This window comes from Peribacillus sp. NPDC058002, from assembly GCF_042886655.1.
GTDB lineage: Bacteria > Bacillota > Bacilli > Bacillales > DSM-1321 > Peribacillus > Peribacillus aracenensis.
Genome location: NZ_JBHVQU010000044.1, coordinates 1 through 22068, shown reverse-complemented (window position 1 = coordinate 22068; position 22068 = coordinate 1). Strand labels below are relative to the sequence as shown.

The window sequence follows — 22068 nt, the reverse complement described above, 5'->3', positions numbered from 1 at the left end:
GGGTCGTCAAGTCTATGAAAAAGATATATGGGGTAATGGGAGATCCAATTGCACATTCGATGTCACCGGACATTCATAATGATGCATTTGAAAAAGAAAATATAGAAGCGGTTTATCATCATTTTCATGTGACGAAAGAAGGTTTGAACGATGCCGTGAAAGGCATGAAAGCCCTTGGTATAGAAGGGTTTAACATCACGATTCCTCATAAGACTTCAATCATTCCATTCCTTGATGAAGTGGATGAACTGGCCCTTGCAATCGGGGCTGTAAATACGGTTGTTAACAAAAATGGTCGGTTTATAGGGTATAATACAGACGGAAAAGGATTTTTCAAATCTTTATGCGATGAAATATCAAGTGACATCAAGGCTAAAAAAACGTTAGTGATCGGAGCGGGCGGTGCTGCGCGTGCGATTTATTTTACCCTTGTAAAAGAAGGGGTAAAGCAAGTTGATATTGCAAACCGGACAAAGGAAAGAGCGGCCCAGCTTGTTTCTGATTGCCCATATGATAAAGTATCGAAGGCACTCTCGATTATCGAAGCGGAAGAAAGCTTATCACAATATGATTTAATCATCCAAACGACTTCTTCTGGAATGAGCCCGGAATTGGATCATTCACCGTTAAAGGTCGACCAGCTTAAAACCGGTGCAATTGTCAGTGATATCATCTATAACCCCTTGCAAACCAAACTGCTTCGTGAAGCGGGGGAAAAAGGGGCGGAAACGCAAAATGGTTTGGGGATGTTCATCAACCAGGCTGCGCTCGCATTTGAGATATGGACAGGCATTATGCCGGATACAGCAAGAATGACAGATATTGTCTTGAACAAACTAGGAGGTAACACATGTTAACAGGAAAACAGAAAAGATTTTTACGATCAAAGGCCCATCACCTCAATCCAATTTTTCAAGTTGGTAAAGGCGGCGTCAATGATAATCTCATCAAGCAAATTGGTGAGGCGCTAGAAGTACGTGAATTAATCAAGGTCAGCATCCTTCAAAACTGTGAAGAGGACCGCGATGATGTGGGACTTTCTTTATCAAAAGGTGCACGGGCGGAATTGGTTCAGATTATCGGCAACACAATTGTGCTGTATAAAGAATCAAAAGAAAACAAACAACTTAAATTACCTTAAGGAACCTATCTATGAAAAAAATTGGAATTCTTGGCGGTACATTCAATCCTCCGCATATCGGGCATTTAATTATAGCGAATGAAGTGCTGGATGCCCTTGAGCTAGATGAAATCAGGTTCATGCCGAATCACGTTCCTCCGCATAAGGAAAAATCGGAGGAAGTAACCGATATGGACAGGCTGGCCATGTTGGAAAACGCGCTAGCCGGAAACCCATCTTTTTATATTGAGGGTATTGAAATTGAAAGAAAAGGCACATCTTATACGTATGACACAATAAAATTGCTGAAAGAACTAGAGCCAACCAATGAGTTCTATTTCATAATTGGCGCAGATATGATTGAGTACTTACCAAATTGGCACCGTATCGACGAGCTGGTGCATATGGTCAATTTCGTCGGTGTGAAGCGCCCTGGATATAACGAAAAGACCTTATACCCAATCACGATGGTGAAAGTCCCTCAGATGTTCATTTCATCTTCCATGATACGAAGGAAGTTAAGAACGGGGAAAACCGTGAAATATTTAATAGCAGATCCAGTGGTGAAGTATATTAAAGGGAATGGTTTATATGAATCGTGAGAAAGCATTGGCGCTGGTCAAAGAACAAATCACTGAGCGCAGGTACATTCATACATTGGGTGTGGTCGAGTCAGCGATTGAACTTGCTGAACGGTATGGTGCCGACGTCAAAAAAGCCGAACTGGCAGCCATTTTCCATGATTATGCAAAATTTCGTCCAAAAGAGGAAATGGAGCAAATAATAATCGCTGAAAAAATGGACCAGGCTCTACTTGAATACAATATGGAGCTGTGGCACGCTCCTGTCGGGGCTTATCTGGTGAAAAAGGAAGCTGGGATTCAGGACGCTGAAATCTTGGATGCGATTGCCTATCACACGTCTGGCAGGGTTGGCATGAGCCTATTGGATAAAGTCGTATACCTTGCTGACTATATTGAGCCGGGACGTTCTTTTCCCGGTGTCGATGAAGTCAGGCAGACGGCAAAGCAAAATTTGGATCATGCTGTCATTCAGGCTTTAAGGAATACAGTTGTTTTTTTAATGAAAAGGAATCAGGCAATTTACCCTGACACATTTAAGACATATAATGATTTGATCATGAATTTGAAGGAGAAGATGTAATGACTGAACGTGAACTTCTTGTAATTGCAGCAAAAGCGGCGGACGATAAAAGAGCGGAGGATATCGTGGCATTGAACATGCAAGGTATTTCCCTAGTAGCGGATTACTTTTTGATCTGCCACGGTAATTCTGAAAAACAAGTACAAGCAATAGCTCGTGAAATGAAGAGCAAAGCTGATGAATCAGGAATCAATGTAAAACGTCTTGAAGGTTTTGACGAGGCGAAATGGGTGCTTGTTGATCTTGGCGATGTAGTGGCCCACATTTTCCATAAAGATGAAAGAAATTACTATAATCTCGAACGTTTATGGGGAGATGCACCTTTTGAAGATCTAGAGAGTGAACTGACTTCATGACGTACGAACGCTTTGCCTATGTATACGATGAACTGATGAAGGACGCACCTTATGAAAAATGGCTGATGATCCTTACGGCGAAGCTGGAACAGTACGGAATTGGCGGCAGGAAAGTCCTGGATTTAGCGTGTGGAACCGGGGAAATGACCGTTGAATTGGCGCAACACGGATTCGAAGTCACCGGTGTGGATTTATCTGATGAAATGCTTCTTGTTGCTAATGAAAAAGCGGTTAAGCTTGGATTATCGATTCCGCTTTTCCAGCAGAATATGGCAGAACTCGAAGGACTTGGCCAATTTGATTGTGTCACGATTTTTTGTGATTCGCTGAACTACCTTCGTAATGAGGAAGATATAGCCAAGACGTTCAGCCGGGTTCATGAGCATTTGAAGGATGGCGGATTATTTTTGTTTGATGTCCATTCCATTTATAAAATGGAAGAAATCTTTCGTGATAATACGTTTGCTGTCAATGGTGAAGAAGTATCCTATATATGGGACTGCTTCCCAGGTGAAGAACCTTACAGTGTGGAACATGATTTAAGTTTTTTCGTAAGGGATGATGAAAGCGGTCTGTATGACCGGTTTGATGAGTTGCATTATCAACGGACCTATCCGGTTGAACAATATAAAAAGTGGTTGGAGCAAGCAGGTTTTACGGTTTCTGAAATTCTGGCGGACCTTGAAGAAGCACCGCTTGTAGCGGAAACCGAAAGAATCTTATTTGTAGCCAGTAAATGATAAAGAGGTCAAGAGCCTCCGTTCGTACATCTTACTGTACGAGCGGAGGTCTGACCTCTTCTTTTTTATACTTTCAGAAGGAGTTAAAGATATTGATTGCGAATATTAATAAGGATGGCCGAACTGCTTTTCAACTTCGTGAAGATCCTCTGCAAACTTTTCATGTGTCGCTTGAAAAAGATGATGGAACATTTCCCCGGTTTCCGCATCTAAAACCTTGATCCCCTCACCTGTTATCCCACCCTTTACACAAACCTTTTCCTGTAAGGTCGGCAATGTATAAACCCCTTTACCGAGCAGTTCCCCTAAGCCAACCAGCATATTCTCAGTCAAAGTCGTAGCCGTTTCCTTATCTATCTTCGTCGTTTGGCAAGCCGCGTCAATAAAAGCTTGTGCTAAATAGCTGAAAAAGGCAGGACCGCAGCTGACGATATCGGAAGCTACCCGGGTGATATCATTTTCAATGATGACCGGTGCCGATATGGCAGAGGCCAAATCAAATAAAGCTGACACTTTCTCCTTACTGCAGCTATTGCTGAAGCTCAGTAACGATACCCCTGAACCCACACGGTTGGTTATGCTCGGGATAAAACGGGCACAAGGGGCGTTCACGGCGGATTCAAGCTGGGAGACTGAAAGCGGACTTGTGATGGAAATAACCAGCTGATCCCTTTTTATATGATGTTTGATGTCCTGTAATAGGCTGTTAATTTGCAATGGTTTTACACAGAGAAAGATAAAGTCAGCTTGTTGGACGATTTCGGCTGCGCTTTCCGCAACTTTGATACCAGGGTGTTTTTCTTTCAGTAGCAATGCTTTGGAAAGCGTGCGATTTGTAATGATTAGATCCGCCGGATTCAATATTTTTGCCTCCAGCCATGCCTCGATTAAAATGGTTCCCATATTTCCGGTTCCGATAACACCGATTTTCTTCAATTCCGATCAACTCCTCTCACTTAAAGCGATTGATTCTCCTAGAAACACTATGTATTTTTAATCTGTCCTATGACAATGTATCGTGCGAAATCCAACAAGGAGGTAAAGAAATGGAAGCGATCCTTAAACGGAAATGGATGTTGGTAACTGTTGCCGTGGCATTTGTGGCAGCGGGCATTTACTTTTTTTTGCAAGAGGGTCCGGCTGATACAGAAGATATCTTTGCCATTACTGCAAAAGATGCTGAAATTAAACAGAGTGAAGAGGAAACTCCTGCCGAACCTGAGATCATTAAAGTGGACGTTAAAGGAGCGGTCAAATCCCCAGGCCTATTCACTGCACAGGCAGGTGACCGGGTGATCGATTTGATTTCGGCTGCGGGGAGTTTTACGGACAAGGCTGATAAAGATAAAGTGAATTTTGCTCAAATCGTCGAAGACCAAATGGTCATTTATGTTCCGGAAATAGGTGAAGAAGACGAGGGGAAGTTGGAGAATATGCAAGTCGGGCCGTCTGGTGATGCCGTCTCTGGGAGGACATCAGGAGGACTGGTGAACTTGAATACAGCTACACAGGAAGAATTGGAAACCCTGACGGGAATTGGACCATCAAAAGCGAATGCAATCCTGGAATACAGGGAAACGGTAGGGAAATTCAAGGAGGTCGATGACTTGAAGAAGGTAACGGGAATCGGCGATAAAACATTTGAAAGGTTACGGAATTCCATTTCGGTTAAATGAATGATTGAATATGCTACACAAATGGCCAGGAAGAGGGTAAAATTGAAGAAAATCATTCTAGTGGTAAGGGGATAGGGATAGAACATGAACAGAATTAGTTGGGATCAATATTTCATGGCGCAAAGCCATTTATTAGCTTTAAGAAGCACATGTACACGCCTCACTGTAGGGGCGACCATCGTCAGGGACAACCGAATCATTGCGGGGGGATATAATGGGTCCATTGCGGGAGGGACGCATTGTATTGATGACGGCTGTTATGTAATTGATAATCATTGTGTCAGAACGATACATGCAGAAATGAATGCACTTTTACAATGTGCGAAATTTGGGGTACCCACTGATGGGGCAGAAATATATGTAACGCATTTTCCATGTCTTCAGTGCTGTAAATCACTCATCCAAGCTGGCATAAAGGCTGTTTATTATGCGGAGGATTACAAAAATCATCCATATGCCCTTGAATTATTCAAACAGGCTGGTGTCAAGACCGAGAAAGTTGAAGCAAAAGGGGCCATCGATGTTAATGGAAAACAAAAAAAGGACTTTGTATTTTCATTGCTGGCTCAGCTTGAACGAACAGACCTGACAAAAGAAGATTTAATGGAGTTGGAAAAGCGGGCCAATCAAATATTTGAAAATTAAAAAGGACGGGGGGCAGGCATGGCTAGACATCTTATCTTACTAGCCGTTTCGGCTACATTTGGTGTTACGGCCCATTCTTTTTTAAATGTAAGGCTGCTGATCATTATCTTTATTTTTCTCTGTTTCCTTTATTTTTCGGTGGGGTTAAGCGTGAAGGCCCTAAGTTATCATTTGGTGATCATGGGGATACTTTTAGGGGCTGCCTCCTTCTCCGATCACCGAAACAAAACAGCCTATCATGGTACGGAAAGCCGATTTATCATCACATTTACCGACCAACCGAATATAGATGGAAATTCGTTAAAAGGATTCGTGCGCGGTGAGAAAGGTGAACGGCTAGTGCTTCGTTATAAAATCACAACCGAATTGGAACAGGAAAAGCTGAGTCGGTTTCTGCGCATCGGTTTATCATGTCCGGCTCGAGGGACATTGCAAATTCCCGACAAAAACAGGAATGAAAACAGTTTCGATTACCAACGTTATCTTTTTCGCCAAGGCATCCATTGGATATTCAAAGCAGATTCCATTTCCTTTGAAGAATGCAAAAAGGCTGAAAATTCGATTCCGGTTTCGATTCGTAATTTGCGCCTGAAGGGAATTACGTATATTATGGAACGATTTCCAGAAGAATCAAGCGGTTTTGTCACAGCTCTCATATTCGGCGACCAGACATATATAGATGAAGGCGACCTTACTAATTACCAGCGGTTGGGGCTAGTTCACTTACTTGCGATTTCCGGTCTCCATGTCAGTTTTTTAACGGGGATGTTATTTTACTTCGGCATCAGGGTTGGGATTACACGGGAAAGAATGATGGTGGCCATCTTAATCTTCCTTCCGGTTTACATGTTACTATCAGGTGCAAGTCCATCTGTGGTGAGGTCCTGTTTAATGGCTATGCTTTTCTTTCTGCTCCTGTTATTCAAGAAGCGACTCTCTGCGGGTGCCGCAATCGGATTGACTTATATGGCATTATTGTTTTTTCAGCCTAACATGATCTATGATATAGGTTTTCAGCTTTCATTCGCAGTCACTTTCTCCATTATCATGTCTTCAAGCATTTTCTTACAATATCCTAAGAAAACAACGCAGCTATTCATCATCAGTTCCATCTGCCAATTGGCGGCCCTTCCGATTTTGCTTTTCCACTTTTTTGAAGTATCCTTTCTTGGCGTGTTTCTAAACGTATTGTATGTTCCGCTTTATTCCATCATATTGCTGCCGCTTTCGCTGATTTCCCTCCTTATTCATTTATTGCTGCCTCCCTTGGGGCAACCCCTCATATCATTATTGAATTTCACATTCGTACTATGCAATAAAGCCGCGGATGCAGCATCGGATTTGCCGCTGGCTTCCATTCCGTTTGGAAAACCACCTTTCATCATGATGGTATTACTTGTTATTTCCCTTTTAGGGTTATACCTGACTTGGGATATATCTTTTGAAAAAAGTAAAATCTGGTGCGGAATAATGATTGTCCTTTTGTTTTTTCAATATAATTTACAAAGGTTCTCTCCTTTTGGTGAAGTGCAGATCATCGACGTTGGACAAGGTGACTCCAATTTAATTATCCTGCCGTTCAATCGCGGCAATTATTTGATCGATACGGGTGGGCAAATTACATTTCCAATCGACACGTGGGCAAAAAAGCGAAAGAAGTTCAACACCGCGGATGATATCATCATTCCATTATTGAAAAGTAAGGGAATCCACCAATTGGACAAACTCATTTTAACCCATCCGGATGCAGATCATATGGGAAGTGCAAAAGAATTGATTGAGAATTTTAATGTTGGGGAGATCATCATTGGAGGCTGGAGTGAAGAGCAATATAGGGATATGGATTTTGTGTCGGTGGCTAGAGATAAAAAAATGAAAATGACTGTACTGAGAAGGGGGGATAATTGGTTTGCTGGAGGAGCGCCGTTTGCTGTTCTCGGTCCATATAAGAAAGAGGAAAATAAGAATGATTCATCCATAGTTCTATTCACGGAGCTTGGGGGATTGTCTTGGTTATTAACCGGTGATATGGGAGAAGAAGGGGAAAGGGAATTATTGAGCACATTTCCGCAGTTGCAGGCCGATATCTTGAAGGTTGGACACCATGGCAGTAAAACTTCTTCTTCCGCGGCATTCCTTGAACAGATACAGGCGAAAGCGGCACTTATTTCAGTTGGAAAGGATAATCGCTACGGTCACCCTCATGGAGACGTAATTGCGAATCTTGAGAAAAGTGGCATAAAGGTGTTCAGGACGGACGAGGATGGTTCTATTATTTACAAGTATTACAAAAGCAGTGGAACCTTTCGGAAGATACTCCCATAGTATGTAGAAAATCAAAAAGAAAGAGACTGCAGCGGCAGCCTCCATCAGGAAAAATAAGTGCATGTAGTTAAAGAAATCAGGATCCGACAGCTTTAATGACGACAGCTATGGTGAACATGGCAGCGAAAAATACAAAAGAACCGATGAATCCTATAGCGGAATCAGCGACGTCATCTGTTTTTGACTGAACATTCTTTTCGAATTCGTTCATTATTTACCCCTCCTATTTCTGCTAATAGTATAAAACATTACCAAAAAAAAATCTACAGGCTTCATTCCTCATTTCCTTTACTGACAAGAGTTGACACAAATAGTTTGGATTTTTGAGGTCAAAATATAAGTACAAACAAAGCAAGCGAAAGAGAAAAGCTCATTTTTTGTTCTACATGAATACTCTACCCGCTTACAAGGAAGATTACCCGGGCCTTTCTTGTAAGTGTTCATATAGATCCGGAACTAGCCCTTTTTAAGGGTTAGTTCCCTTTATAGCTTGTCAAATGGTCCATCCACCTATACCATTAGGGAAGAATACATAGTAAAGAGGCGGATTCTATTGGTATTAGACGTTTGGAAAAATATAAAAAAAGGGCAATTCGCTCCAGTATACTTGTTATATGGAACAGAAGCCTATCTAATTAATGAAACGAAGCAGCTATTGATCGAGAATGTCCTTCACGAAGATGAGATGGATTTTAACTTTGCTCAATTTGATTTAGAAGAGACGCCTGTTGAAACTGCGCTTGAAGATGTCGAAACCCTCCCGTTTATCGGGGAAAGGCGCCTTGTTTTCATGCAAAACCCATTTTTTTTGACAGCTGAAAAAACGAAGTCAAGAGTTGAACATAATGTAAAAAGACTGGAAGCGTATTTGGCTGATCCGGTCCCTTATTCTATTGTCGTATTGACAGCACCTTATGAGAAACTGGATGAACGGAAAAAAATCACCAAGGAACTTAAGCGTAAGGCGGTTCTCGTTGAAGCGAAGAAGCTTGGTGATCATGAATTAAAGGGGTGGGTGAAGGAGAGGGTCGAAACTTCTTCAGTCCAAATAGATGAGCAGGCTATAGAGCTTTTACTTGAACTTGCAGGAACGAATCTGATGATGCTGACGAATGAACTGGATAAAATGGTGCTTTATGCAGAAGCTGATAAACATATAACGGTCGGGATAGTGGAAAAGCTGGTCGCTAAATCCCTTGAACAGAATATCTTCACGCTTGTTGATCATGTGTTACAGCGAAAGATGGAGAGTGCCATGACGATACTGCACGATCTTCTCAGGCAGAATGAAGAACCCATCAAGATCTTGAGTGTCATTGCAGGCCAGGTCAGGCTCATGTATCAAGTGAAGGAGCTTTCCCGTCAGGGTTATAGCCAGCAAAAAATTGCGGGGCAACTGAAGGTGCACCCTTACCGGGTAAAGCTGGCACTTGAAAAGACGGGGAAATTCCAGGAACGCGAGCTGTTGAGCATCATGAACGACTTAGCGGAAGCGGATTATAAAATGAAGACCGGCCAAGCGGATAAGGCAATCACGCTTGAGCTGCTGCTTTTAAAAATTAGATGATAAAAAAGGTGACAGATATCCTGTCACCTTTTTTATGCAAAAAACGGCACAAAAAAAACGATCCGATTGGATCGTTTATTTTTTGTCATTATGCGTTAAGAGCGTTAAGTCTTTTCGCTAAACGAGATTTTTTACGGGCTGCCGCATTTTTATGGATTAATCCTTTAGATGCAGCTTTGTCTAATTTCACAGCAGCTGTTAAAAGAGCTTCTTTAGCAGCTTCAACGTTTTCACCAGCTAATGCAACTTCAGCGTTTTTCACTGTAGTACGCATAGTTGATCTAACAGTAATGTTATGAACGCGTTTTTTGTCGTTAATTTTCACACGTTTAATAGCAGATTTAATGTTTGGCATTCCGTTCACCTCCTACAAAGAAATCGAGATTATATGAACTCGACTTTTCAAATCCATATCAAATAGCACAAGTGATATTCTATCAGACTGCTCATAAATATGCAATACTTCAGATTGAGAATCGAAAAGGAATTATAATTTCGGGAATAAATTCATCTCGTCATCACTCATTGTACCAAAAAAATGAATAATAAAAAAGCAAAAATGACAGAATGTTTAAGAGAGACTATTGAAAATACTAGATTCGATACAATTCAAACATCAGGAGGCCGTTATGGAAAATAATTTGGACCTTAGTGAATACGGAATTCGTACAGATTTGGCGATAGAAGCAAAGGAAATTGCCCTTGAACATAAAGGTGTTGTAGAGGAAGTTGATGTATCTCGTATCGAAGGGGTCATTATCAAGGAAAAAGAAGTGGATGATCTGAAGGTATCCTTGGTCGAGGTCACGGCTGAGGGGGAAAAGGAAATCGGTAAGAAACAGGGCAGTTATTTGACCATCGAAGTGCAGGGCATCCGCCAGCAGGATACGGAAACGCAGCAACGGGTGGAAAAGGTGTTCGCCAACGAACTGGCTTACTTCTTGAAACGAAATAAGATCACCAAAGAAAGCAGCTGTTTGGTTGTCGGTCTTGGTAATTGGAATGTTACTCCCGATGCTCTGGGACCAGCAGTCGTTGAGAACCTTGTAGTCACTAGGCATTTGTTCGAATTGCAGCCGGAGTCCGTCAAGGAAGGCTATCGGCCGGTCAGTGCGATTTCCCCCGGTGTGATGGGGATTACGGGAATCGAGACGAGTGACATCATTAAAGGAGTCATCGAAAAAAGTAAACCTGATTTCCTGATCGTCGTTGACGCATTGGCTGCCCGTTCGATCGAACGGGTGAATTCCACGATCCAAATTACGGATACAGGCATCCATCCAGGGTCTGGTGTTGGAAATAAACGAAAGGAATTGAGCCAGGATACACTGGGAGTTCCTGTTATAGCAATTGGAATACCTACCGTCGTGGATGCCGTATCAATTGCCAGCGATACGATAGATTATATTTTGAAGCACTTTGGCAAGGAACTGAATGAAGGGGACAGACCATCACGATCGTTGGCACCCGCTGGATTCAGTTTCGGGAAGCGCACGAAGTTGACGGAAGAGGATATGCCAGGTGAAAAGGAGCGCCAAACCTTCTTGGGAATGATAGGTGTCCTCCCTGATGAAGAGAAACGGAAATTGATTTATGAAGTGCTGTCACCTCTTGGTCAAAATTTAATGGTTACACCGAAAGAAGTCGATGTTTTCATTGAGGATATGGCCAATTTGATAGCCAATGGTTTAAATGCAGCCTTGCATCATTCAATAAATCAGGATAATGCCGGCTACTACACCCGTTAAATCATTTTCAGTGCCCAAAAATGGTGTTCTACCCTTTCTAGCAAAGTCATAGGTATTAATAGACAAGCTATAGAGAGGGTGGAAGGATGAAAAGAAGAAATTCCCCAGGAATCATAACAGCCGTTCACGGATCAACAATAATAAAAACTTTTCTAGGTATTCTCGCCTTGCTTCTTTTTGTTTTTTCAGTCAGTGGGGTCATGACTTCCCTAAGACCGGAGTATCGGATATCTTCTAATTCCGTACATACTGTAGCCAACCAATTCTCGGGAAAAATGCTGTTCTCGATGCTGGCCAATGAAAACCATTATCTTTTTAATGCCCTGCCGGAAGGTAAGCAGGAATCAGTGATCACGAATCAATTGATAAAAGTCTCGACAAACATTTCACTCGAGGACCCGCGAAGTTTACTTGGAAGGGAACTGCCTGGCTTTTCGATTTTTGATAATGAAATCCTCGTTGCTGGGGAAGGAACGAACTATACGAATATGCCATATGAATCTTCGCCGCCAGTAGACGTCCTGAATGAAGAAAGGGATGCATCCCTGCAAAACCTGGATGAGATTGAAGAACCGGAAAAAGGAGCGGCCAATCAGCCGAAACAAACGACCAATGGACGGAAAGTGGTCGAGATTTACCATAGTCATAATCGGGAGTCATATCTTCCATATTTAAAAGGCGTGACAAATCCGGACCTGGCCTACCATTCTAAAATCAATATTACGAAACTCGGTGAACGGATGGTTGAAGATCTGGCTGATAAGGGGATCGGTTCCTCGCTCGATAAAACGGATATCATGGGAAATCTGAATAATAAAGGATTAAATTATGCCAAATCCTATCAAGAATCCCGAAAGTCTGTTCAGACGGCATTGGCCACTAACAAAAATCTAGAATATATGATTGATATCCACCGTGATTCGAAACGAAAAAAACATACGACCATTAACATTAACGGTAAAGATTATGCCAAGATTGCTTTCGTGATTGGGGGCAATAACCCGAACTTCGAAAAAAATGCCGCGCTTGCCAATAAGCTTCATAAAGCTTTGGAGAAAAAATACCCAGGTATTTCACGCGGGGTTATGAAACAAGGCGGAGCGGGGCAGAATGGAGTATACAATCAGGATTTATCAGGCAATTCCATGCTCATTGAAATTGGCGGTGTTGATAATACTTTCGAGGAAATGTACTTGACCGTAGATGCCTTTAGCGATGTTTTCAGTGAGTTTTACTGGGATGCCAAAGCAGTGGATAACCCGACCGGGGATTCGGAAGCGAAGTGATTTGAAAGGAGTTCTCTTATCATGGTTCGATTTTGGTTGAAATGTACAGGGATCGTGCTCGTATTATTTTTAGGTGTTCTGATTGGGATGCAGCAAGCAAACGACGGGATGAAAAAAATGAAGGGGTACGAAGATCCCTCTTTGAATAGTGCATTCATGATTAACCAATCGGACCAAGGGGAGATGGAAGCGGATATCCTTGGCGAAAAAGTAACAAGTCATGATTTGGAGACGAAAAAAGAAAAACTTGAAGAAATGAAAGCCTTCAACTTTTTTTCATCGATCGGCAAAACGCTGGGAGAGTCCATATCAGGTGCTTTTCAAGCCCTGATTGATATGATTTAGGTATGAAACAAGTTGAGTGTGCCCTGCCAAAAGCTGCATCCGAATTCGGAATGCAGCCTTTTTTTATCCATTGCCCTGCAATGATGCTTCTTTTGTAACTATTCTGTTGAATCTTGCATTTTCTATTGATATAATAAAAAATAGTGTATTGTGTCGACTAGTGGGAGTGAACGTCATGAATAGAGAAGAAAAATTAAAAAGACAATCAAAAATTCGTAACTTTTCCATCATCGCTCATATTGATCATGGTAAATCTACATTGGCGGATCGTATCATTGAAAAAACGAACGCCATGACTCAGCGTGAAATGAAGAGTCAGTTGTTGGATTCCATGGATTTAGAGCGTGAGCGCGGAATTACGATTAAATTGAATGCGATTCAATTGAAATATAACGCGAAAGATGGAGAAGAATATATCTTCCATCTTATTGATACACCGGGACATGTCGATTTTACGTATGAAGTGTCACGAAGCCTTGCAGCGTGTGAAGGCGCTGTCCTTGTTGTCGATGCGGCACAAGGTATTGAGGCCCAAACGCTTGCAAACGTGTATTTAGCTTTGGATAACAACCTTGAAATCATTCCGGTCATCAATAAAATTGATTTGCCGAGTGCAGATCCGGAACGGGTGCGTGGAGAAATCGAGGAAGTGATCGGATTGGATGCTTCCGATGCAGTCTTGGCTTCGGCTAAAGCCGGAATCGGAATCGAGGAGATTTTGGAACAGGTCGTTGAATTGGTTCCAGCTCCACAAGGTGATCCCGATGCTCCTTTCAAGGCGCTTATTTTCGATTCGCTGTTTGATGCGTACCGCGGTGTAGTTGCCTATATCCGTGTTGTCGAGGGTTCCGTTAAAGTGGGCGACAAAATCAAAATGATGTCCACTGGCAAAGAATTCGATGTTACCGAATTGGGTGTCTTCAACCCTAAGACCCAGCTGTTGGATGAACTGAACGTCGGTGATGTAGGTTTCCTTACGGCATCCATTAAAAACGTTGGTGATACAACTGTCGGTGATACGATTACAAGTGCCGTGAATGGCGCGACAGAACCATTGCCGGGTTACAGGAAGATGAATCCGATGGTATATTGCGGTTTATACCCGATTGACGCATCGAAATTCAATGATTTACGGGATGCATTGGAAAAATTGGAATTGAACGATTCAGCGCTTCAGTTCGAAGCGGAATCATCGCAAGCATTGGGCTTCGGTTTCCGTTGCGGATTCCTTGGACTCCTTCATATGGAAATTATCCAGGAACGGATTGAGCGTGAATTCAAAATCGATCTGATCACCACTGCACCTAGTGTTATTTATGATGTGGTCCAAACAGACGGAACGGTCCTGAAAGTGGATAACCCATCTAATATGCCTGATGCTCAAAAGATCGAACGGGTCGAGGAGCCATATGTCAAAGCAACGATGATGGCACCGACGGAGTTTGTTGGGACGATCATGGAAATCTGTCAAAATAAACGCGGTAACTTCATTGATATGGAATATATCGATGAGACTCGTGTGAGCATTCATTACGAAATTCCATTATCGGAAATCGTGTATGATTTCTTCGATCAATTGAAATCCAATACAAGAGGCTATGCTTCATTCGATTATGAGTTGATCGGCTACAAACCGTCCAAGCTAGTGAAGATGGATATCTTATTGAATTCTGAAACTGTCGATGCTTTAAGTTTCATTGTTCATAAGGACTTTGCTTATGAACGCGGGAAGGTCATTGTTGAAAAATTGAAGAAGCTAATTCCAAGACAACAATTTGAAGTGCCGATCCAAGCGGCAATCGGGCAAAAAATCATTGCCCGTTCTTCGATTAGTGCAATGCGCAAAAACGTATTGGCTAAATGTTACGGCGGCGATATTTCCCGTAAACGTAAGTTGCTCGAAAAACAGAAAGAAGGTAAAAAGCGGATGAAACAAGTAGGTTCAGTTGAAGTTCCGCAAGAAGCTTTCATGGCTGTTTTGAAAATGGATGATACGACACCAAAAAAATAAATAAAATAAACGATAGTTAGAAAAAAGAGGGTAGAGGAGATCTAGCCTCTTTTTCTATCGACTCATTCGATTAAAAGGTTGTGAACACAATGATCAAAAGCGCCTACCTCCATATACCATTTTGTGAACATATTTGTCATTATTGTGATTTCAATAAAGTATTTTTGCAGGGACAGCCGGTCGACGAATATTTACAGATGATGAAAAGGGAAATGGTGATGCAGCTTTCCAAATACCCGACTGCAGGCTTGGAGACGGTTTTCGTCGGTGGAGGGACACCGACCTCTCTAGATGAAAAGCAGCTTGCATTCTTATGTGAAGCAATCAATGAAACCCTGCCCTTTGATCCTGAAAAGGCTGAATATACATTCGAAGCCAATCCAGGGGATCTTTCGAGGGAAAAACTCGAGATACTATATGATTCGGGGGTCAATAGGCTTAGCTTTGGAGTGCAAAGCTTCAATGATGAATTATTAAAACGAATTGGCCGGACCCACCGGGCCTCTGAAGTATATGAAACGATTCATTTGGCCCAAGAGGTTGGCTTTACGAATATAAGCATCGACTTGATTTATGGATTGCCGGGCCAAACGATGGAAGATTTCAAGGATACGCTGGATAAAGCGATTGCCCTTCAATTGCCGCACTATTCCAGCTACTCATTGATCGTTGAGCCGAAGACGGTTTTTTATAACCAGATGCGAAGGGGCAAATTAAACCTGCCGCCGCAGGAGCTCGAGGCTTCGATGTATGAGAGGCTGATGGAAGAGATGGAGAAGCATGGTCTGCATCAATATGAAATCAGTAATTTTGCCCGAGCTGGGTTTGAAAGCAGGCACAACCTGACATATTGGAATAATGCGGAGTATTATGGGATTGGTGCAGGTGCACATGGCTATACTGGAGGTAATAGGGTGGCCAATCATGGGCCTGTGAAGAAATATATCACGCCATTGCAGGCGAACGAGCTGCCTGTGCTGGAAGAACACCCGGTACCGCTTCATGAACGGATGGAAGAGGAGATGTTTTTGGGGCTCAGGAAAACGGAAGGAGTTTCATTGGAAATCTTTAAGAATAAATTTTTTGTTGAAATGACGGAGATTTTCAGGAAACCGCTCGAAGAAGGGTCGGTAAAGGGTCTGCTTAAGGTGGAAGACGGGTTTGTGCGCTTGACTGAGCACGGCAAACTGCTGGGAAATGAAGTGTTCCAATCATTTTTAGGCGTTATTGATTCCGACTGAAGGAAATCTATGTAATTTTAACGGTGAATTAGCGGTTTTCATTGTTGACATCATAAGCTTCATTTGATAATTTATTAGTATATTAGCACTCGATAAGACAGAGTGCTAACAGAGGTGATCTTACATGCTAACTGATCGTCAATTATTGATTCTACAAGTGATAATCGAGGATTTCATCCATTCTGCCCAGCCAGTCGGGTCGCGAAGCTTGTCGAAGAAAGATGAAATTACGTTCAGCTCTGCCACAATTCGCAACGAAATGTCTGATCTTGAAGAAATGGGATTTTTAGAAAAAACCCATACTTCTTCCGGTAGGATTCCTTCTGAAAAAGGGTATAGATATTATGTGGATCATTTACTTTCTCCTCAAGCTCCGAAAAAGAATGAAGTGAAGATATTAAAATCCGTCTTTGTAGAACGAATTTATGAATTGGAAAAGATCGTTCAGAAGTCGGCGAAAATACTTTCGGAACTGACGAATTATACGGCGATTGTACTCGGGCCAAAAGTGAATGAGCATAAGCTGAAAAAAATCCAGATCATTCCTTTAAGTCCTGAAACGGCAATAGCCATCATTATTACGGATACAGGTCATGTGGAAAATCGAATGATTTCCTTACCGCCTTCTTTAGATATAAACGAAATTGAAAAGATGGTGAACATATTGAATTCCCGCTTGGTCGATGTTCCGTTAGTTGATTTAAAGGATAAGATCTATAAGGAAGTTGCAGTTCTATTGAGCCGCCACATTCATAACTATGGATCGATGGTCTCGATCCTTGCGGAGACCCTGACGGACACAAAGCCCGAAAAAATATTTTTCGGCGGGAAAACGAATATGCTGAGGCAGCCGGAGTTCCATGATATTGCTAAAGTAAGCACGCTTTTATCGATGATTGAGCAGGAACAGGGATTTTATGAACTTATTACTCAAAATCCATCGGGCATCCACGTAAAGATCGGCCGTGAAAATCAAAACACAGTGCTCGATGACTGCAGTTTGATTACGGCAACCTACTCAATCGGGCAGGAGCAAGTTGGCACATTGGCCATATTGGGTCCAACGAGAATGGAATACTCGAGAGTGATCAGTTTGCTTTCGTTTTTCTCGAAAGATTTAACGGCCTTGATGACAAAACTGTATCAAAAATAGTAGCAAAGGTAATATTGTTAAGGTGGCGGAGGAGTATATTCCGCGGCCTGGCATATTACTTTAGCATAAATTGTATAACCCTTTTAGGGAGGTGAGATTGTGACAGAAAATAAAAACGAAGAACAAACATTGGAAAATGAAACAATCGAGGAAAGCACTGCAGAAGCAGTTTTCGCTGAAGAAGAAATTCCGGCGGAAGAAAACCATGAGGAAACTCCGGTTGAAAAAGATGAACTTCAATTGGCTCATGAAAAGATTGCCGAACTTGAGGCGAAAATCGAAGAAATGGATAACCGTTACCTTCGTCTGCAGGCCGATTTTGATAATTCAAGACGCCGTGCCAAGCTTGATATGGAGGCGGCCCAAAAATATAGAGTTCAAAGTATTGCTAGTGATTTGGTGGAGGCTCTTGATAATTTTGAAAGAGCTACAAAAATCGAAGCGGATAATGAACAGACAAAATCCTTGCTATCCGGCATGGAAATGGTCTATAAAGCGATCATTGATGCATTGAATAAAGAAGGCATCGAACCGATCAGTTCAGTTGGCGAAGAGTTCGATCCGCGTTTGCATCAAGCGGTCATGCAAGTTCAAGATGAAAATTTCGGTTCGAACATCGTCGTCGAGGAATTCCAAAAAGGATACATCCTTAAAGACCGTGTGATTCGACCTGCAATGGTAAAAGTGAACGAATAGGATTTTTACATATAAATAATTGGGAGGTAGTGAAACTATGAGCAAGATTATTGGTATTGACTTAGGTACAACAAACTCTTGTGTATCTGTACTTGAAGGCGGGGAACCAAAAGTAATCCCGAATCCAGAAGGAAACCGTACAACTCCATCCGTAGTGGCATTCAAAAATGGAGAAAGGCAAGTAGGGGAAGTGGCGAAACGCCAAGCGATTACAAACCCTAACACGATCATTTCCATTAAACGCCATATGGGTACCGACCATAAAGAAGTCATTGAAGGAAAAGAATACTCACCTCAAGAAGTTTCTGCAATCATTCTTCAATACTTGAAATCATATGCTGAAGAGTATCTTGGTGAAAAAGTTACTAAAGCTGTTATCACAGTACCTGCTTACTTCAATGATGCAGAACGTCAAGCAACTAAGGATGCTGGTCAAATTGCCGGACTTGAAGTGGAACGTATCATCAACGAACCGACAGCTGCAGCACTTGCATACGGTTTGGATAAAACGGAAGAAGATCAAACGATCCTTGTATTCGACCTTGGCGGCGGTACATTTGACGTATCGATCATGGAACTTGGGGACGGCGTTTTCGAAGTTAAGTCCACAGCTGGTGACAACCGTCTAGGTGGGGATGATTTCGACCAAGTCATCATCGATTACTTAGTTGAAGCATTCAAGAAAGAAAACGGAATTGATCTTTCAAAAGATAAAATGGCGGTTCAACGTTTGAAAGATGCTGCTGAAAAAGCGAAAAAAGATCTTTCCGGCGTAACATCAACTCAAATTTCTTTACCGTTCATCACTGCTGGAGAAGCTGGCCCGCTTCACTTGGATGTATCGATGACTAGAGCTAAGTTCGATGAGCTTTCTGCAGGTCTTGTGGAACGCACTATGGGACCAACTCGTCAAGCATTGAAAGATGCTGGTCTTTCAGCATCTGAAATCGACAAAGTAATCCTTGTTGGTGGATCTACACGTATTCCTGCGGTTGTTGAAGCGATCAAAAAGGAAATCGGTCAAGAACCAAGCAAAGGTGTAAACCCTGATGAAGTAGTGGCTATGGGTGCTGCAATTCAAGGTGGCGTATTGACAGGGGATGTTAAAGACGTTGTCCTTCTTGATGTGACACCACTTTCACTTGGAATTGAAACGATGGGCGGAGTATTCACGAAACTGATTGACCGTAATACTACGATTCCGACAAGTAAATCACAAGTATTCTCGACAGCCGCTGATAATCAAACGGCAGTTGATATCCATGTCCTTCAAGGTGAGCGTCCAATGTCAGCGGATAACAAAACTCTTGGTCGTTTCCAATTGAGTGACATTCCACCGGCACCTCGTGGAATTCCACAAGTTGAAGTGACATTCGATATCGATAAAAACGGTATCGTGAACGTTCGTGCGAAAGATCTTGGCACAAACAAAGAACAAGCGATCACCATCAAATCATCTTCAGGACTTTCTGATGAAGAGATCGAACGCATGGTACGTGAAGCGGAAGAAAATGCCGATAGCGACAAACAACGTAAAGAAGAAGTCGAACTTCGTAACGAAGCCGATCAATTAGTTTTCCAAACGGAAAAAACGCTTAAAGATCTAGAAGGTAAAGTGGACGAAGCGGAAGTAACAAAAGCGAATGAAGCGAAGGATGAACTGAAAGCTGCAATCGAGAAAAATGAGCTTGAAGAAATCCGCGTGAAAAAGGATGCGCTTAACGAAATCGTTCAAGCTTTGACAATGAAGCTTTATGAAGAAGCGGCAAAAGCTCAGCAAGCTGGCGAAGCCGGTGCTGGCGAGTCTGCTAAAGACGATAATGTGGTTGATGCTGAATACACGGAAGTTAACGAAGAAGAGAAAAAATAAAAAGTGGCCCAATCGGGACACTGATATATTGGGCAGTATTTCTGCCTGCCATTGTAAAAAAAGTCAAAGTCAGGTTATCTTGACTTTGGCTTTTTTTACAGTGAATGGAATTCTGGAAGTGTTACAATCACTGGTGGGGAATCGTTGGATTTTAGAGGGAAATGTGTGCAAATTGGCACTGGCTATACCATTTGCAAAAATGTGTTAAAGCCGTTTGCACTTTTCTAGTTGATTATTATCTTCGTTCAGTGATAATATTACCTTTATGTGAATCGAATCGGGAGTGGATTTTAGATATGAGTAAACGCGATTATTATGAGGTGTTAGGCCTTTCGAAGAGTGCTTCGAAGGATGAAATCAAAAAAGCGTATCGAAAGCTCTCCAAACAATATCACCCTGATATTAATAAAGCGGACGATGCTGCGGATAAATTCAAGGAAATCAAAGAAGCTTACGAAGTATTGAGTGACGAACAGAAAAAGGCCCATTATGACCAATTCGGACACACAGATCCAAATCAAGGCTTTGGCGGTCAGGACTTTGGCGGTTTCGGCGGTTTTGAAGATATTTTCAGTAGTTTTTTTGGCGGCGGCGGACGCAGGAGAGATCCTAATGCACCGCGTCAAGGGGCGGATTTACAATATACGATGACGCTCTCTTTTGAAGAGGCTGCATTCGGAAAAGATACTGAAATCGAAATTCCGCGTGAAGAGAATTGTGATACTTGTAAAGGATCCGGTGCCAAACCAGGTACAAAAGTGGAAAACTGTTCACATTGCCATGGAACCGGTCAATTGAATGTTGAACAAAACACAGCGTTCGGAAGGATTGTGAACCGGAGAGCATGTCACCATTGTCAAGGAACAGGAAAAATCATTCCGCATAAATGTTCAACATGCGGCGGAGACGGAAAAGTCCAAAAACGTAAAAAGATCCAAGTCAAGGTGCCAGCAGGCATTGATGATGGCCAGCAGTTGCGTGTAACCGGCCAAGGAGAGCCAGGAATCAATGGCGGTCCGGCAGGAGACCTATATGTAGTCTTCCATGTGCGCAGCCATGAATTCTTTGAGCGAGATGGCGATGATATTTATTGCGAAATGCCGGTTACTTTTGCCCAGGCAGCATTAGGGGATGAAATAGAAGTTCCGACACTTCATGGAAAAGTGAAGCTGAAGATTCCAGCAGGTACACAAACAAGCACTCGTTTCCGTTTAAAAGGCAAAGGGGTTCCGAATGTCAGAGGATATGGCCAAGGAGATCAGCATGTGGTCGTATTAGTGGTCACGCCTAAGAAATTAACGGAAAAACAAAAGGACCTGCTTCGTGAGTTCAGTGATATCAGCGGACAAGGTGTAGATGAACAAGATGATGGATTTTTCTCAAAGGTAAAGCGTGCTTTTAAAGATAGGTGAATAAAAGTAAAAGAACAAATTGGGAGTTGGTAGATTATGAAGTGGTCTGAATTTGCAATCCAAACAACGAATGAAGCGGTTGAACCTGTTTCGAATATTCTTCATGAGGCAGGTGCGAGTGGTGTTGTCATTGAGGATCCTCTAGAATTAGTCAAGGAACGAGAAAATGTTTTTGGCGAAATCTACCACTTAAACCCAGATGATTATCCGAATGAAGGTGTTGTCATTAAGGCTTATCTGCCTGTTAACAGCTTCCTTGGCGATACCATTGATGCCATTAAGGAATCAATCAATAATCTCCTTCTTTTTGATATAGACCTTGGGAAGAATGTTGTTTCAATTAGTGAAGTGAATGAAGAAGAGTGGGCGACGGCTTGGAAAAAATATTATAACCCTGTCAAGATATCCGAACGTTTTACCATCGTGCCAACATGGGAAGACTACACTCCAGTAAGCAGTGACGAATTGATCATTGAACTTGATCCAGGCATGGCCTTCGGAACGGGTACACACCCGACGACGGTCATGTGCATCCAAGCGCTGGAGCGTACAGTGCAGCCTGGGGATTTAGTCGTTGATGTAGGAACTGGTTCTGGTGTTCTGAGTATAGCAGCTGCATTATTGGACGCAAAACGAATCCAGTCCCTTGATTTGGATGAAGTGTAAGTTTTGTAATAAAAAAAAAACGTGTTACTAATTTAAGTTAATTATTA

The 22068-nt window shown here is 42.3% G+C and carries 22 protein-coding genes and 1 pseudogene; 20 read left to right on the top strand and 3 right to left on the bottom strand.

Annotated elements, in window-relative coordinates; translation table 11 throughout:
* Positions 1 to 14 precede the first annotated feature (14 nt).
* The 6 genes from aroE to ACFVSH_RS10840 are packed head-to-tail and all read left to right on the top strand — an operon-like array spanning position 15 to position 3380.
* The gene (aroE, locus tag ACFVSH_RS10865) at positions 15 to 857 is read left to right on the top strand and encodes a shikimate dehydrogenase (protein ID WP_192205673.1); all 843 of its coding nucleotides are present in this window, start codon (positions 15 to 17) and stop codon (positions 855 to 857) included.
* Positions 851 to 1141, top strand: a complete 291-nt coding sequence (gene yhbY / locus ACFVSH_RS10860) for a ribosome assembly RNA-binding protein YhbY (protein WP_076365174.1) — start codon at positions 851 to 853, stop codon at positions 1139 to 1141. The genes aroE and yhbY overlap by 7 nt, the downstream gene beginning before the upstream one ends.
* An 11-nt stretch (positions 1142 to 1152) precedes the next feature.
* Positions 1153 to 1722 carry a nicotinate-nucleotide adenylyltransferase gene (locus tag ACFVSH_RS10855; RefSeq protein ID WP_192205662.1) on the top strand — a complete coding sequence of 190 codons (570 nt, stop codon included), beginning with the start codon at positions 1153 to 1155 and terminating at the stop codon, positions 1720 to 1722.
* Positions 1712 to 2284, top strand: a complete 573-nt coding sequence (yqeK, locus tag ACFVSH_RS10850) for a bis(5'-nucleosyl)-tetraphosphatase (symmetrical) YqeK (protein WP_192205660.1) — start codon at positions 1712 to 1714, stop codon at positions 2282 to 2284. Before ACFVSH_RS10855 ends, yqeK begins: the two co-directional genes overlap by 11 nt.
* Positions 2284 to 2640 carry a ribosome silencing factor gene (rsfS, locus tag ACFVSH_RS10845; RefSeq protein ID WP_034308569.1) on the top strand — a complete coding sequence of 119 codons (357 nt, stop codon included), beginning with the start codon at positions 2284 to 2286 and terminating at the stop codon, positions 2638 to 2640. The genes yqeK and rsfS overlap by 1 nt, the downstream gene beginning before the upstream one ends.
* Positions 2637 to 3380 carry a class I SAM-dependent DNA methyltransferase gene (locus tag ACFVSH_RS10840; RefSeq protein ID WP_387598092.1) on the top strand — a complete coding sequence of 248 codons (744 nt, stop codon included), beginning with the start codon at positions 2637 to 2639 and terminating at the stop codon, positions 3378 to 3380. The genes rsfS and ACFVSH_RS10840 overlap by 4 nt, the downstream gene beginning before the upstream one ends.
* A gap of 105 nt (positions 3381 to 3485) precedes the next feature.
* Here the strand turns inward: ACFVSH_RS10840 and comER are convergent, their stop codons facing one another.
* The gene (comER, locus tag ACFVSH_RS10835) at positions 3486 to 4316 is read right to left on the bottom strand and encodes a late competence protein ComER (RefSeq protein WP_387705907.1); all 831 of its coding nucleotides are present in this window, start codon (positions 4314 to 4316) and stop codon (positions 3486 to 3488) included.
* Positions 4317 to 4426: 110 nt separating this feature from the next.
* Between comER and ACFVSH_RS10830 the strand changes: the two genes are divergently transcribed.
* The 3 genes from ACFVSH_RS10830 to ACFVSH_RS10820 all read left to right on the top strand — a co-directional run bounded on the left by ACFVSH_RS10830 (position 4427) and on the right by ACFVSH_RS10820 (position 8026).
* Positions 4427 to 5056, top strand: coding sequence for a helix-hairpin-helix domain-containing protein (locus tag ACFVSH_RS10830; protein ID WP_387705905.1), 630 nt, complete (start codon positions 4427 to 4429; stop codon positions 5054 to 5056).
* Between the two features lie 84 nt (positions 5057 to 5140).
* Positions 5141 to 5701: a ComE operon protein 2 gene (locus tag ACFVSH_RS10825; RefSeq protein WP_387705903.1), complete on the top strand. Its 561-nt coding sequence runs from the start codon at positions 5141 to 5143 to the stop codon at positions 5699 to 5701.
* 18 nt (positions 5702 to 5719) lie between these two features.
* The gene (locus ACFVSH_RS10820; RefSeq protein ID WP_387705901.1) at positions 5720 to 8026 is read left to right on the top strand and encodes a DNA internalization-related competence protein ComEC/Rec2; all 2307 of its coding nucleotides are present in this window, start codon (positions 5720 to 5722) and stop codon (positions 8024 to 8026) included.
* Positions 8027 to 8102: 76 nt separating this feature from the next.
* On the opposite strand, the gene ACFVSH_RS10815 is transcribed toward ACFVSH_RS10820, so the two are convergent.
* A complete protein-coding gene (locus ACFVSH_RS10815) occupies positions 8103 to 8237 on the bottom strand; it encodes a YqzM family protein (protein ID WP_034308559.1) in 135 nt (44 codons plus the stop codon).
* 342 nt (positions 8238 to 8579) lie between these two features.
* On the opposite strand from ACFVSH_RS10815, the gene holA reads away from it, so the two are divergent.
* A complete protein-coding gene (gene holA, locus ACFVSH_RS10810; RefSeq protein WP_387598079.1) occupies positions 8580 to 9593 on the top strand; it encodes a DNA polymerase III subunit delta in 1014 nt (337 codons plus the stop codon).
* Positions 9594 to 9681: 88 nt separating this feature from the next.
* Here holA and rpsT read toward each other — a convergent pair whose 3' ends face one another.
* A complete protein-coding gene (rpsT, locus tag ACFVSH_RS10805; protein ID WP_034308554.1) occupies positions 9682 to 9948 on the bottom strand; it encodes a 30S ribosomal protein S20 in 267 nt (88 codons plus the stop codon).
* Between the two features lie 274 nt (positions 9949 to 10222).
* Here rpsT and gpr point away from each other — a divergent pair, with 274 nt between their 5' ends.
* From gpr to prmA, 10 genes and pseudogenes are all read left to right on the top strand, one after another.
* A complete protein-coding gene (gpr, locus tag ACFVSH_RS10800) occupies positions 10223 to 11341 on the top strand; it encodes a GPR endopeptidase (protein ID WP_342614176.1) in 1119 nt (372 codons plus the stop codon).
* 86 nt (positions 11342 to 11427) lie between these two features.
* Positions 11428 to 12627: a stage II sporulation protein P gene (spoIIP, locus tag ACFVSH_RS10795; RefSeq protein ID WP_260284742.1), complete on the top strand. Its 1200-nt coding sequence runs from the start codon at positions 11428 to 11430 to the stop codon at positions 12625 to 12627.
* Between the two features lie 21 nt (positions 12628 to 12648).
* On the top strand, positions 12649 to 12972 hold the full coding sequence (locus ACFVSH_RS10790; RefSeq protein WP_098369759.1) for a YqxA family protein: 324 nt from the start codon (positions 12649 to 12651) through the stop codon (positions 12970 to 12972).
* 175 nt (positions 12973 to 13147) lie between these two features.
* Positions 13148 to 14983 (top strand): translation elongation factor 4, encoded by a 1836-nt coding sequence (gene lepA, locus ACFVSH_RS10785; RefSeq protein WP_387598074.1) that lies wholly within the window; start codon positions 13148 to 13150, stop codon positions 14981 to 14983.
* A gap of 89 nt (positions 14984 to 15072) precedes the next feature.
* Positions 15073 to 16224 (top strand): radical SAM family heme chaperone HemW, encoded by a 1152-nt coding sequence (hemW, locus tag ACFVSH_RS10780; protein WP_387705900.1) that lies wholly within the window; start codon positions 15073 to 15075, stop codon positions 16222 to 16224.
* A 124-nt stretch (positions 16225 to 16348) separates the two neighbouring features.
* Positions 16349 to 17377 carry a heat-inducible transcriptional repressor HrcA gene (gene hrcA / locus ACFVSH_RS10775; protein ID WP_387598068.1) on the top strand — a complete coding sequence of 343 codons (1029 nt, stop codon included), beginning with the start codon at positions 16349 to 16351 and terminating at the stop codon, positions 17375 to 17377.
* Positions 17378 to 17476: 99 nt separating this feature from the next.
* Positions 17477 to 18073 carry a nucleotide exchange factor GrpE gene (gene grpE, locus ACFVSH_RS10770; RefSeq protein ID WP_260284738.1) on the top strand — a complete coding sequence of 199 codons (597 nt, stop codon included), beginning with the start codon at positions 17477 to 17479 and terminating at the stop codon, positions 18071 to 18073.
* Between the two features lie 37 nt (positions 18074 to 18110).
* Positions 18111 to 19943 (top strand): molecular chaperone DnaK, encoded by a 1833-nt coding sequence (dnaK, locus tag ACFVSH_RS10765; protein ID WP_260284737.1) that lies wholly within the window; start codon positions 18111 to 18113, stop codon positions 19941 to 19943.
* 296 nt (positions 19944 to 20239) lie between these two features.
* Positions 20240 to 21355, top strand: coding sequence for a molecular chaperone DnaJ (dnaJ, locus tag ACFVSH_RS10760; RefSeq protein WP_387705899.1), 1116 nt, complete (start codon positions 20240 to 20242; stop codon positions 21353 to 21355).
* Between the two features lie 36 nt (positions 21356 to 21391).
* Positions 21392 to 22018 (top strand): annotated as a pseudogene (gene prmA, locus ACFVSH_RS10755) (50S ribosomal protein L11 methyltransferase); the annotation flags it as partial.
* Between the last annotated feature and the right edge of the window lie 50 nt (positions 22019 to 22068).